The 13,926-nt window shown below is 36.7% G+C and carries 11 protein-coding genes; 3 read left to right on the top strand and 8 right to left on the bottom strand.

What is annotated here, in order from left to right:
- Positions 1–149: 149 nt before the first annotated feature.
- Both rpsI and rplM read right to left on the bottom strand, forming a co-directional pair.
- Positions 150–542: a 30S ribosomal protein S9 gene (gene rpsI, locus BCR26_RS14670; protein ID WP_069699722.1), complete on the bottom strand. Its 393-nt coding sequence runs from the start codon at positions 540–542 to the stop codon at positions 150–152.
- Between the two features lie 13 nt (positions 543–555).
- On the bottom strand, positions 556–984 hold the full coding sequence (gene rplM / locus BCR26_RS14665) for a 50S ribosomal protein L13 (RefSeq protein ID WP_338070483.1): 429 nt from the start codon (positions 982–984) through the stop codon (positions 556–558).
- Positions 985–1,379: 395 nt separating this feature from the next.
- On the opposite strand from rplM, the gene BCR26_RS14660 reads away from it, so the two are divergent.
- Together BCR26_RS14660 and argH are read left to right on the top strand one after the other, a co-directional pair.
- On the top strand, positions 1,380–2,603 hold the full coding sequence (locus BCR26_RS14660) for an argininosuccinate synthase (RefSeq protein ID WP_069699720.1): 1,224 nt from the start codon (positions 1,380–1,382) through the stop codon (positions 2,601–2,603).
- Between the two features lie 335 nt (positions 2,604–2,938).
- Entirely contained in the window at positions 2,939–4,315 is a 1,377-nt protein-coding gene (argH, locus tag BCR26_RS14655) for an argininosuccinate lyase (RefSeq protein WP_069699719.1), read from the top strand.
- 92 nt (positions 4,316–4,407) lie between these two features.
- Here argH and BCR26_RS14650 read toward each other — a convergent pair whose 3' ends face one another.
- Complete coding sequence (locus BCR26_RS14650) at positions 4,408–4,935, bottom strand: NAD(P)H-dependent oxidoreductase (protein WP_069699718.1); 528 nt, start codon at positions 4,933–4,935, stop codon at positions 4,408–4,410.
- Between the two features lie 114 nt (positions 4,936–5,049).
- On the opposite strand from BCR26_RS14650, the gene BCR26_RS14645 reads away from it, so the two are divergent.
- A complete protein-coding gene (locus tag BCR26_RS14645; RefSeq protein WP_069699717.1) occupies positions 5,050–5,412 on the top strand; it encodes a winged helix-turn-helix transcriptional regulator in 363 nt (120 codons plus the stop codon).
- Between the two features lie 792 nt (positions 5,413–6,204).
- On the opposite strand, the gene BCR26_RS14640 is transcribed toward BCR26_RS14645, so the two are convergent.
- The 5 genes from BCR26_RS14640 to BCR26_RS14625 form a co-directional block, all read right to left on the bottom strand.
- Complete coding sequence (locus BCR26_RS14640; protein WP_069699716.1) at positions 6,205–9,069, bottom strand: DUF7601 domain-containing protein; 2,865 nt, start codon at positions 9,067–9,069, stop codon at positions 6,205–6,207.
- Between the two features lie 321 nt (positions 9,070–9,390).
- Complete coding sequence (locus BCR26_RS14635) at positions 9,391–11,220, bottom strand: hypothetical protein (RefSeq protein WP_069699715.1); 1,830 nt, start codon at positions 11,218–11,220, stop codon at positions 9,391–9,393.
- Between the two features lie 76 nt (positions 11,221–11,296).
- The gene (locus BCR26_RS14630) at positions 11,297–13,099 is read right to left on the bottom strand and encodes a DUF6273 domain-containing protein (protein WP_069699714.1); all 1,803 of its coding nucleotides are present in this window, start codon (positions 13,097–13,099) and stop codon (positions 11,297–11,299) included.
- Positions 13,099–13,239 (bottom strand): hypothetical protein, encoded by a 141-nt coding sequence (locus tag BCR26_RS18590; protein WP_169818899.1) that lies wholly within the window; start codon positions 13,237–13,239, stop codon positions 13,099–13,101. Before BCR26_RS18590 ends, BCR26_RS14630 begins: the two co-directional genes overlap by 1 nt.
- A gap of 77 nt (positions 13,240–13,316) precedes the next feature.
- Positions 13,317–13,926, bottom strand: a 610-nt coding sequence (locus tag BCR26_RS14625; RefSeq protein WP_211272313.1) for a putative mucin/carbohydrate-binding domain-containing protein, incomplete at its 5' end; no start/stop codon positions are given.

Raw genomic sequence — 13,926 nt, 5'->3', positions numbered from 1 at the left:
ACCATGGACACCCTTGTTTTCGACTAGGTACTTTCCGTTACTTGGACGTACTCGGGACTTTAACCCGTTAGAGTTTGACCATGCCGGGCAAACAAAAAGACACCTTCCAAAAACTGGAAAGTGTCTTGAAATCCTTGATATAACAAAGATTAACGTTTTGAGAACTGTGAAGCTTTACGGGCTTTCTTAAGACCTGGTTTTTTACGTTCTACCATACGGGCATCACGAGTTAATAGGCCAGCGCGTTTTAAAGCACCACGGAAGTCTGGATCTACTTGTAGCAATGCACGAGCGATTCCGTGACGGATAGCTCCTGATTGACCAGAGTAGCCTCCACCGTTAACGTTTACGAGAACATCGTATGCGCCTTTAGTTTCAGTTACGCCAAATGGTTGGTTGATAACTTCACGTAAGTCAGCGTGCGGAATGTATTCTTCAACGTCTTTTTTATTTACAGTAATTTTACCAGTACCTGGTACTAAACGTACGCGGGCAACAGATTTTTTACGACGGCCAGTGCCGATATATTGTACTTGTGCCAATGAATTTCCCTCCTTAAATTAGGTTAGTAATATCTAATACTTCTGGTTGTTGTGCAGCATGTGGATGCACAGCTTCACCATACACATTTAATTTTGTAAATTGTTTACGACCTAAAGTGTTTTTAGGAAGCATTCCTTTGATTGAATTCTCTACTAAACGACGAGAATTTTTTTCACGCAATTCACCAGCAGAAACAGATTTCAATCCACCTGGGTATTGGCTGTGACGGTAATACATTTTATCACTTGCTTTGTTACCAGTTAATTTTACTTTATCTGCATTAATAACAATAACAAAATCTCCAGTATCCACATGAGGTGTGAATGTTGGTTTATTTTTTCCACGTAGAATAGAAGCAACAACAGTTGATAAACGTCCTAAAGGAACATCTGTTGCATCTACTACGTACCATTTACGTTCTATTTCGCCAGCTTTGGCCATATATGTTGTACGCACGTTTTTTTCCTCCAATTTTCTTTTCGATGTTTGACATACACTTGAGTTTCCGGGGCTCATTGTGGGGCAAACAATACCATTTAAAATAATACTCCCTATTCCTTGTAAAGTCAATGATTTTCTGTCGTTTCCAGTGATTTTTTTTGAAACCTTTGACTACATTTCTTGCTATTTCTTTATTTTTTCCAAGAGATGCTTGCGAGTATCAGAGAAAACGTTTTATGTATATAACTAAAGAATAATCGCCATTTAATGCATATTTTATTATTAAATACACGATTATTGTATATTTATTTATAGAAAGGGTTGATTTATACATTTTTAGGTGCTATGATAAGAACAACTTAAAAACGATAGCGTAGAAATGAGGACTGTTTATAATGAAAGAAAAAGTAATTTTAGCCTATTCAGGTGGTTTAGATACATCGGTAGCGGTGAAATGGTTAGTTGATGAAGGATACGATGTAATTGCTTGTTGTTTAGATGTTGGTGAACGGAAGAACTTAGAATTTATTAAAGAAAAGGCTTTGACCGTAGGAGCTTCGGCTTCGTATACAATTGATGCCAAAGAGGAGTTTGCACAGGACTTCGCCTTAATCGCCTTGCAAGGTCATACTTTTTACGAACAATCTTATCCACTAGTTTCAGCCCTTTCTCGCCCATTAATTTCAAAAAAATTGGTAGAACTAGCACATGAAACTGGTGCGACAACGATTGCTCACGGTTGTACTGGAAAAGGAAATGACCAAGTTCGTTTTGAAGTAGCCATTAATGCGTTAGATCCTAACTTAAAAATTATCGCTCCTGTTCGGGAATGGAAATGGTCACGGGAAGAAGAAATCAACTATGCCATTGAAAAAGGAATTCCCGTTCCAGCAGACTTAGACAACCCTTACTCTGTCGATCAAAATTTATGGGGTCGTGCCAATGAATGCGGAATCCTGGAAGATCCTTGGGCAACTCCCCCGGAAGGCGCCTACGAGCTAACAGCTAGCTTAGAAGAGGCACCCAATCAAGCAGATATTATTGAGATTACTTTTGTTGAAGGCGTTCCAACAGCCATCGATGGGGAAGAAATGTTGTTGTCTGAGTTGATTCTTTATCTAAATGACTTGGCAGGCAAACACGGAATCGGCAGAATCGACCACGTGGAAAACCGCTTGGTGGGCATTAAATCACGTGAAGTGTACGAATGTCCTGCAGCAATCACCTTAATGACCGCTCATAAAGAGTTAGAGGATTTGACTTTTGTCCGTGAAGTGGCTCATTTTAAACCGATGATTGAAAATCAATTATCACAAGTTATTTATGACGGATTATGGTTCAATCCTCTAACAGATGCATTAATCGCTTTCTTAAAATCGACTCAAAAGTACGTCAACGGTGTCGTTCGGGTCAAATTGTTTAAAGGACATGCGATTGTTGAAGGACGTAAATCAGCCAACAGTTTGTATAATGAAAATTTAGCGACTTATACATCTGCCGACACCTTTGACCAAGCAGCGGCTGTTGGATTTATCAAATTATGGGGCTTACCAACGAAAGTGAATGCAGAAGTCCAAGCACAAATAGCCAAAGCAGAAAATGTTTCTCCTATCGCTTAGAAGATAGAATCTGATGTGAGGTAACTTTTACACAATCTGTAAATAACGTTATCCGATTCACATCTTCTCCTCTGCTCTCGGAGAGTTTCCTTTTTATCTGCGGATGAAAATAATGAAACCAGCAAGGAATTCATTTTGATAGCAACGCTCGTTACGACGGAGAACCAGAAATTTTGACAGAAATTAATTCCGGTCTGCAATGCTATCCCCCTTTGGTGATAAAAAATAGGAAGATTCGTGAAGTACTTTTTTGGTAGAAGTAGTATGAAACAAATAGAAGAGGTCTATGACGGGATATAGGCTTCTTTTTTATCATAACGAATGAGGTGAAAATGATGGGAAAACTATGGGGCGGTCGTTTTGAAGGAAAAAACGAAGCTTGGATTGATGCTTTTGGTGCATCGATTGCTTTTGATCAAAAATTGGCAAAACAGGATATTCAAGGAAGCTTGGCACATGTCCAAATGTTGGCAAAAACAGGGATTTTAACAGGTGAAGAAGCAACACAAATTAGCGATGGGTTACGTGCAGTTCAACAAAAATTACTGGACGGAAAACTGACTTTTACGATCGAAAATGAAGACATTCATTTGAATATCGAAAAATATTTACACGAAGAAATTGGACCGGTTGCCGGAAAATTACATACTGGACGAAGCAGAAATGATCAAGTAGCGACCGATATGCACTTGTATTTAAAAGAAATTGTTGGAGAAGTAATCGAAAAAATCCAACTTTTGCGTGAAGTTTTAGTTAATAAAGCCGAGGAAAATATTGAAACGATTATGCCAGGTTATACACATTTGCAACATGCGCAACCGATTTCTTTTGCTCATCATATGATGGCTTATTATGGTATGTTGAGCCGCGATCAAGAACGATTTTCGGAAAGTATCAAGCGAATCGATATTTCTCCACTAGGGAGCGCCGCGTTAGCGGGCACCACGTTTCCCATCGATAGAGAATACGCTGCTGAATTACTAGGGTTTTCTGCTATTTACGAAAATAGTTTAGACGGTGTAAGTGACCGGGATTTTATTTTAGAATTTTTAAGCAATAGCTCAATTTTAATCATGCATCTGTCTCGTTTCTGCGAAGAGATTATTTTATGGTGTAGCCACGAATTTCAGTTTGTTGAATTAACTGATACGTTTTCTACAGGTAGTTCGATTATGCCTCAAAAGAAAAATCCTGATATGGCTGAATTAATTCGTGGAAAATCAGGGCGTGTTTTTGGCAATTTATTCGCTCTATTAACCGTTCTAAAAGGATTACCTCTAGCTTACAACAAAGACTTACAAGAAGATAAAGAAGGCATGTTTGATACCGCTGAAACGATTTTAACTAGCTTAGACATTATGGCTGGGATGGTCGAGACTATGTCCTTAAACAAAGAAATTATGGAACAATCGACCGAAAAAGATTTCTCAAATGCTACTGAACTAGCAGATTACTTAGCTAGCAAAGGGATGCCTTTTAGACAAGCCCATGAAGTCGTTGGAAAATTAGTCCTAGATTGCACAAAAAAAGGAATCTACTTGCAAGATGTTCCTTTAGAAGAATATCAAGCAATTACACCTTTAATTCAAGCCGATATTTATCATACCTTAGCTTCTAAAACAGCGATTGAACGTCGTCACTCTGCTGGGGGTACAGGTTTTGATCAGGTTAGAAGTGCTATTGAGAAGGGGAAAAAAGAACTGGGGAAATAGAGTGGTTATGCTACAATTAAAATAAGAAGGCTTCGGTATTATCCGAAGCCTTCTTATTTATTATCTCGTATTGAGTCATAGAGAGAGCTATTTTAAAAATTTTTCAGAAAATCTATATAGGTCTCAAGACTGCTCTCTATTTTTTCCTCTGTCAACTCTTCTTCTGCACCATAAAATGGAATAAATCCTTGATAATCTGCCTTACAATAGTTAACGATTGTTTTAAATGGAACTAATATTTCCTCCAATGTATAGTGATATCTGCCTTCGACAGAAAAGTCTTTTTCACCGATACCAGAAGAAACAGCCAAAGCGATTTTTTTATTTACTAGCTTATCTCCTTTAGATCCATAGGCCCAGCCATAGGTAAAGACTTCATCAAACCACTTTTTCATCAATGGTGGGCAATTAAACCAATAGATTGGAAATTGAAATACTAGCTTGTCATGTGATTCAATTAACTGTTGTTCTTTTTTTACATCAATTTCTTCATCAGGGTAGGCTTCATATATTTCATGAATTGTAAATTGATCTGAATATTTTTTCAATTCTTGAACTCGACGACTATTAATGCGAGATTCTTTCATATTAGGATGTGCAACAATGACTAAAGTTTTCATAACTATTCCTCCATAATGGTTCTTTTTTTAACACAAGAATGATTATATAGTATATAATCATTAGAAACTAGTACGCAATTTAAAGTGCGGTACTAACCCAAAGGAGAGTGAATGATGGATAAAAGTTGTTACAATATACAAGATGCGGAACTAAATAAACTGGGATTTGGCTACACATTATCCATAATCGGTGGCAAATACAAAATGATTGTGATGTATAACTTATTTGAAAACCAAAATGTTATGAGATACAACGAATTGAAACGAAGTATTGGTCCTATTTCATTTAAGACCTTAACAAACACCCTGAGAGAATTGGAACACGATGGTATTATCACTCGAAAAGAGTATCCTCAAATCCCACCCAAAGTAGAATATCGCTTGTCTGAAAAAGGGCTCTCTTTAATGCCTATTTTAAATATGATGTGTGATTGGGGCGAACAAGCGCAGTTAGAAAAAAGAACTAATAAATCCTGAAAAATTTTACTTTTTAGTTACTTCTAGCACCGTTAACTGATTAATAGATTGAGATATCCTATTAAACATAAAAAAACGAGAATAGTTTATTAATAGTCTCCCGATAGAATAAACTTTAGATTTTTTTATCTAAGCTTATTCTATTTTTGGGGAGATGATTTTTCTGCTTCAAATCATACGTAAAAGGTTTTTTAAGAGACAATGGGATATAACCTTGGAAAACCACTCGAAATCCGTTACCAGTATTTTTAAAGCTAACTGCTTGTTCCTAAAAAAGCTCACAAGCCAAATCAATCACTTGGCTTATGAGCTGACAATACTTTTTCCTACAAACTATTCCCTAATAAAATACTACTTAGATAATTCTATTGCATTTTCATCCAGTATTTTAAGAGCTACCTCTAGCATTAAAATATATTTGACAATGAGCAATATTTTAAGCCCGTATGGGTTAACCCCTACTCTGTAGCTCTGTCCACTCTCAACACTGGATCTTTTATATGGTCTTTAATTTTTAATATAGCAAGAAATATGAGCAGCTAATAAAAAATAAGGTAAAATAAAACTTGTACACTAATTGTGCAAATACACTTTAGTGCCTACTTTCCCAAGTCGTATAGTATAGAATTGGGTTGCATATCCTCATAAAAGGCGATCTCAATTTTGATTGTAGTCTACTGAAAAACTACAGCAGCTCATCCTTTTAAGATACTCCTTTTAATACACCTCGCTGTAAACTTTATGGGACACTTGCGTGTCAAAAAGGAGCAATTTTTGGTTTTCTAAGTTCTCTTAGTGTTTCCTATATCTTCTAGATAAAACTATTATCAAGCCTATACTCATGAACAATCCACCTAAGACAACAAGAATAAACGATTTTTTCTCTCCTGTTTTTGGTAACCAAGAAGGCTTATCAACATCCGCTTTCGTATTAGGGAATCCTTCATAAGTGTTGATTAAATCAAAACCCTCAACGGTCTTTTTGTACCCGGGTACAGGCACCTCATCAACACTGTAATGAATAACATTCCCCTCTTGATCATAGCGATTCAACGTAAATGAATAGCTCCAGTTCTCGGCAGCTCCCACTTCCTTTTGATAGACTACTTTTTCATTGGCACGTAGTAGTACTGTAATTGAACTTGGTCTTTCTTCTTTTAACTGAGAACCGAAATTCCATTTCTTTTTCCCTGAAATAGTAATTTTTTCATGAATTAACTTATCTTTTGAAAAGCGATTCTCAAAAATTGGCATATCTTCAAGATATGCTTTCCCATCTTTCATAAGCTTTTCTGATACAATAACCAAACGCTGTTCTTTTTCTTCTACTACAATCGTCCAAGTATAGACAGACGGATCATACTGATACCCCAGTGTCCCTTTATTTCTCTCAGAAATACTATAAATGTAAATTCCAGGTTGATTAAAAGTAATCGGTGCAAACGCGCCTGTCCCTTCACCTTCAATTGTTACCACCTGTTTTCCAGGAGCCAAACGAAATTCAAAGGTTTCTTTTTTCTCAGGAATATCTCCAGTAATACGTTTCTTAACAGGAAGCGCGCGCGAAACAACAGGTACTACATAAACATTTGTTATATCAATAGAATCTGGATGATAAATCGGTCGAAATTGATCAACTGGAAGCTCTTCGATAGTGTATTTTATTTCTTTGCCTTGTTCATTATACTTCGGCACGGTAAACTCGTATCGCCAATCCGGTCCTGTCACTTTTTTGGTCGCTACAACCTTATCGCCATCCTTCAAATTGACTGTAATGCTATTAGGTAATGAAACATCCTGTCCTTCTTTAATTGACCAATGTTTTTGTCCCTTTAAAGTAATCATTAACTCTTTAATAAAAACATTCGTCTGTACCACTGTTACTTTCTGACCAGGTTCAGTCACAACACCCGTTCCATTAAGTATCGTCCCCTGAAGGTACCCCTCATCAAAAATGTCATCTTCCACTACAAGCCAATGATCTCCAATAGATAGTTGAATAGGTACACTTGTTTCACCAGACTTCAATTGAATTGATTCTGGAAGAAGCTGATCGTTAATCCAGACTTTAAAAGAAAATGATTTATTTGGATTAAAACCTTCTCCCTCTCCAATTTTATGAATTACTAATTGCCCTCTCTCATCTTGATAATTATGGAAAAGAAAATAGGCTTCATGATTGGATAAAATTGTCCCCTCTACCTTTTCTAATTGCGGCTGATATCCTTCCGCAACTTCTTCCTTTAGTTGATAATGGAGTCCTGCTGGAAGCTCTGGGAAATAGATTTGATCTTCATGAGTAAGCTCAATTTTGTCACCACTTCGGTGAAGCTGTAGCTTTCCATCATTTAGTCTATAGTCATAGGAACCACCATCACTAAACGTCAATATAAAAGTAAATTTTTGTTCTTGATTGATTTGATTTGCCACGACTTTTTTCTCAAATCGTAAACTACCAAACTCATCTAGTTGGGTCTTATATTGATTCGTAAAAGATAAGAAAATTGTTTCAGTTGATTGAACTGTTCCTGTATACATTGACGGACTACTTGTGTAATCCTTGTTCTCCTTCTCTTTCACCTGATAGTCTGTTCCTATAGGTAAATTGGTAATTGTAAGTACCTCATCATGGTTCAAAGTGAATGTATCTCCCGATTTAAGGCTACCTTCTTTATCTGTACTCGTAAAAAAGTTGAACTCCGCTAGCGGATCACTAAAAGTAATCACAAATTCAAAAGATTCTTGCTTTTGTTCTTCCGTTAAATTACTACCATCTCCATTAGTAACTTCTTTACTAATCTCTAACCTGCCTCCTATGTTGGGACGGTCATCAGTAGGAATATAATAATTGACAAACTGAACTGTTGAACCCTCTTCTGAAATATTACCACTTGTATTATCCCCGAATGAGTCGTACCCCTCTACAGGGATTTCTTCTACCAAATAGTGGACGCCTATTGGAATTTTTTTGAAAACCGCCTTCTGACCATGTTTTAATGATAGCGTTCCACCACTCTCTAATAATTGTTTCTTCCCGTTATCAATTTGGTAAAAATAACTCTCTCCATCGCTAAAGGTGACTTTAAACTCAAAAGATTCTTTTCTTTGCTCTAAAGTAAGCTCATCACCTGTTGGGTTTTTTATTTCTTTTTCAATTTCTAATCTACCTAGTTGCCTTTGGTTATATGCTGTGACAATCGGAAGTTCATTCGTACTAAAAGCCGTCACCGTAAAATGATACCGCCTGATTTCTTTTCCGTCAGCATCCTTATCAAATGTGTAGCCTATGCTTGGGGCTACCTCTTCAAAATAGTAGTTTCCTGATGGTAGCTTTACAGAAATCTTTCCATCCTTATCAGTAGTATAAATCCCCCCGATTTGGGTATCTTTTGGTGGTGTCTCTTGAAATAAGTAAAAGGTCGTTCCTGCAATAGGTTGAGTTGTTTCCATCCCATCTTTGTCTCGAGCTAACTTTAATAAAAATACTTCTCGTTTATTGACAATGCTATTGCCTGTATTTAAAGCTTTTTGCTCTAAAGACTGCCATGCATAGGTACCGGTAAACACTCCCATAATCACCATCATCAAACTAAGGATGGTCAAAAATAGTTTTCTTTGGATTGAAAGTCCCTTCATCCACCGAATTGTTCTTTTCACGTTGTTTTCCCCCTTAAGTTTAGACTCTCTACACCTATGCAAAGAAATCTCTGACTCCTATTTTTTAGATGGTGATCCTAGTTTCTATATTTATAAATACTATGTACTCATCACTTTTTTTATCTATGTATCTATTCTTGCCTATCAGAAAAACTTATGCCATAAATTGAACTTAAGCCATTGCGTTTAAATATACACTCACAAGCCAAGTTAATCACTTGACTTGTGAGATTCTGTTTTTATCTAAAAGTAATCCTCAGCAAACAATAATCGAATAACTATTATTTGATATTCTCATTTGAAAATATTTTTTCTTAAAAATTACGGTGTTCTGATAACTAATGTTGGAATAGCTGGGGAAGTATTAGAAGTTGCCAACGTGAGCAATTTAGCATCACCATAACTTGTAGAAATTGATTTACCCCCACTAGCGGTACGTAGAAAAACTTGATTCGTGTTCGAATGCATCCTTGCCCGTTCCGTTCTGTTTTGTAATAGCTCCCCTGAAGCCGACTGAAGATTATTAAGTTCTGCAGCAGACATGGCGAATGCTTTCTTCTCACCACTAGGAGTATATACTGCCAGATCATTTTGGGAGTCAATATCAAGTAAATCAGCTTTAAAACTGTCAGTTAGGTCTGCAACAGATCCACCACCAAGAACTTTTGCTTCCCCTACCTTAAACTCTTTTTGAACAGGTTGGACAAAGTCTTGAGCTACGGGATCCATATTATTATAGAATTCTTTCATTGACACATCTAAATCACTATTATTATACTCTGAACTACTCTTACCTTTAGGTAAGTCATTTATTCCTTTAATAAAAACTTTTTGAATCAAATGATTTCCATCATCAAAGGCTTTCAAATGGAGGTAGTCTTCTCCATAGAAATTAAAAACCGTTGCTAGTTTACCAATTGTAAAAGGTTTCACCATTAAGTCGAAACTTTCTGTAACTGTTGCGTCATCATTTGCTGTCGCAGTAACTTTCACTACTGTATTTTCACTTACTGACTTTGTTTTTAATTCACCCTTACCTTCATCTATATCAGTAATACTTGCTGCATCAGTTTTATCCACAAACCAGCTTACATTAGTATTTTCACTCACCTTACCATTTAGGCTAGAAATTTTGCTTACTTTTGCAGAAAACTCTTTTTTCTCTTGAGAATTCATTTCTATGGATTCCCCTGCATTTTTATGGGTAAACTCAAGTTCATAAGTAAAGACTTCTTCCTGTGGAGTAATTGCTTTGATTAAGTTTTGTGCATCACTACTTGCTTTACCATGTTCTGACTCTTCGAACTTATCTGCATCTTCCACAGTCGTAAATTCTCCTATGACATCGATCCCGTAGTACCACGAATCAAAATCATACAACGCTTCTTCTTCATAGTTTAGTTGATTTAACAATAAACTCGTTGACTCCTTAGGCTCCAATAATTGAGCCCAATACGCCCAACCATCGGTATCTATTACCCAATAATTTCCCTTTTGGTCTTTTTTGGGAAGATTTTTCCAGCTTTCCATACTAATGGGATCTTGTGTTCCTGGTAACGTTTTTTTAGCTGTCTGAGTAGAGTTTGAGTCATCCGGGTTCGTATAGGCTTCTCCCTCAATAAAGAAGTCCTGTGTCCCATCATTCAATTGACCCTTTTCGTTCAGCACAAGGTTGGTTGGACCATTCACTATGAAATCAATCGCATCTCCTGCCGCATCCGTCTCTAGACTTTGATTATCCATATTGAAGGTTGGTAGAAAAACTTTGTCTCCCCCTAATTCCCAATTAACATAGGCTCTATATGGATCATCCGCTAGCTCTTTTACTGGTAATGAATACGGTATCCATGAAGCTCTGTCATCTTTAGAGGTTTTTCCTACTAGTGGCTCACCATTCCCTTCAAAATACTCAGAAAGTTTGATACGAACTAGTAAATCTTTTTTTCCAAAGTTCTCTGCATAAATATCTTTATTCCCACTCTTTTTGTGGTAATCATCATGGATACGTCCTCCCATATTCGCATTTTTGCCTTCGTTCTCATTCAGCGCTCGTTGACTAAATGCTGTCCAAGCAAACGTTCCTGCAATCAACATCATTGCCGCGATGATTCCCGTAATCATTATTCCTCGGTTCTTTTTTGATTTCTCCACTATTTTCTTCCCTTACTCTCTTCTTGATTTTTAAGTTAATATAAAATGTGATAAATAATATTTTCCATCTTAATAATTATTTGATAACCAAGGCAGGACGAACACCAAAATTGCTAGTATTAGACGTTTCTAAAATTTTGCCAAGATATTTACCTGCACCATCAATATAAAATGTTTTTTCGTTTGTAACAGGTGTTCTTAACCAATATGAAATTGCTGTTTGGTCTTCGCCTTCGATACTTGCAGCTCTGTCCTTTCTATCAGTGTGTGGCCCACCACTAGTTTCTACAGCTTTCCCCATTTCTGCCAAAGATAAAACAAAAGCTTTTTTCGTTCCATTAAAGTCTACTCTTGCATAATCATCATTTGGTTTTTCAACAGCAAACCCGCTATCATCCAGACCAAAGTATTTTGAATCCCCCTTACCAAGCTCGAATTTAGTTTGAATTGGTTCAACCATTTCTTTCGCATGATCAGTTAAGCTATCGTAATAGTTCTTCAATGCCTCATCTAACTTAGATGTAGTAGCCTTGTCTGGCAATAAATACTTGCGTACAATCAAATGACCGTCATTATTCTCAGTCTCTTGCAAATGGATATACTTTTCACCAAAGAAATCAAATTCGGCGCCTATCGTCTCTTTGTTCAGATTGACAGGTTTAATTGTAACAATAAAATCATTTGTTATTTCTTTTTTAGTTAATGGGTTTACTGCTGTTGCAGTAACTGTAACTTCTTCCACTTTATCTATATTTTCATTAGCAACAAGAAGCTGCTTTTCATTATCGATTGATGCTATTTTCGGATTACTTGAAGACCACTTAATGTCATTAGAATATGCAGTGGTCCCGCTAGGATCAGTGAAATATTGTAGTCGTGCTTTTAGTTCCAGCGTTTCTGATGGCCCTAATTTCCTTCCATCAACCTTATCCATAAATTCAATACTATCAACAAAATCACTATTCATGAGCCAAAGTCTGTTAATTAGGCTTTGTGCATCACTACTTGCTGGACCATGGTCTGAATCTTTGAATTTATCTGCATCTTCTACAGTCGTAAATTCTCCTATGACATCAATCCCGTAGTACCACGAATCAAAATCATACAACGCTTCTTCTTCATAGTTTAGTTGATTTAACAATAAACTCGTTGACTCTTCAGGCTCCAATAATTGAGCCCAATACGCCCAACCATCAGTATCTATTACCCAATAATTTCCGATTTTGCCTGCCTCATCAAGATTCAACCAATCATCCATACTAATAGGCTTTTGTGTTCCTGGCAACGTTTTTTTAGCTGTCTGAGTAGAGTTTGAGTCATCCGGGTTCGTATAGGCTTCTCCCTCAATAAAGAAGTCTTGTGTCCCATCATTCAATTGACCCTTTTCGTTCAGCACAAGGTTGGTTGGACCATTCACTATGAAATCAATCGCATCTCCTGCCGCATCCGTCTCTAGACTTTGATTATCCATATTGAAGGTTGGTAGAAAAACTTTGTCTCCCCCTAATTCCCAATTAACATAGGCTCTATATGGATCATCCGCTAGCTCTTTTACTGGTAATGAATACGGTATCCATGAAGCTCTGTCATCTTTAGAGGTTTTTCCTACTAGTGGCTCACCATTCCCTTCAAAATACTCAGAAAGTTTGATACGAACTAGTAAATCTTTTTTTCCAAAGTTCTCTGCATAAATATCTTTATTCCCACTCTTTTTGTGGTAATCATCATGGATACGTCCTCCCATATTCGCATTTTTGCCTTCGTTCTCATTCAGCGCTCGTTGACTAAATGCTGTCCAAGCAAACGTTCCTGAAATCAACATCATTGCCGCGATGATTCCCGTAATCATTATTCCTCGGTTCTTTTTTGATTTCTCCACTATTTTCTTCCTTTCTCTTTATCCTTATTTTGTGTTATATATTTTTTCAGCAGATCACTTAAAATTACTAAAGCAATTAACGTCACTGCTGTTAACACCATATTGTCTCGAATAAACCGAATAGGCTCTATATGGATCATCCGCTAGCTCTTTTACTGGTAATGAATACGGTATCCATGAAGCTCTTTGATCTTTAAAGGTTTCTTCTACTAGTGGTTCACACTTTGTTATACCCATCTTCACGTAATTTTATTCTATAACTTTTAAGACCTGTATTCAGCGTGCCCGTATCATAAAATTCCCCTAAGTAATTACTCTTTCTGAAAACAAAGCGATTACCTCCTTCTGTATGGAAGAAGGTTATGAAGTAGCCTGGTTTTACAGGTATAATAGCATTTGGATTACTAGCGTTGGTTATATCTTTCGACTTCCATTCTTTCTGATATATTATTTTATTATTATCATCTTCAATCTTAATAGATGCATATAGTTCATCAGCAATAGAACCATGTATGCTGTTTTCTATAGTAATTTCTCTCACTGTAACTTGCTTTCCATATGACATATCTATACTAAGGAATTCCCGATTATTAAATCCTTTAAGTATAAATCTTTCATTTATTCGTAGAACTTTTACTGTGAACGTCTTGGTGATGGCTGCATTTGTATCTGGATGTTTCACTTCTGCCGTCACCTTTACTGGTGTTTCCTTACTGACTGATTTCGCTTGGAATTTCCCTTTATTATCGATACTTGCCGCACTTGTATTGTCAACACTCCACTGGATAGCTGTTTCTACGTCTTCTACTTTATTTGTTACACCAGAT

The sequence above is a fragment of the Enterococcus rivorum genome, from assembly GCF_001742285.1.
GTDB lineage: Bacteria > Bacillota > Bacilli > Lactobacillales > Enterococcaceae > Enterococcus_L > Enterococcus_L rivorum.
Note: the sequence above shows the minus strand (reverse complement) of the source record. Positions and strands in the feature narration are given on the sequence as shown.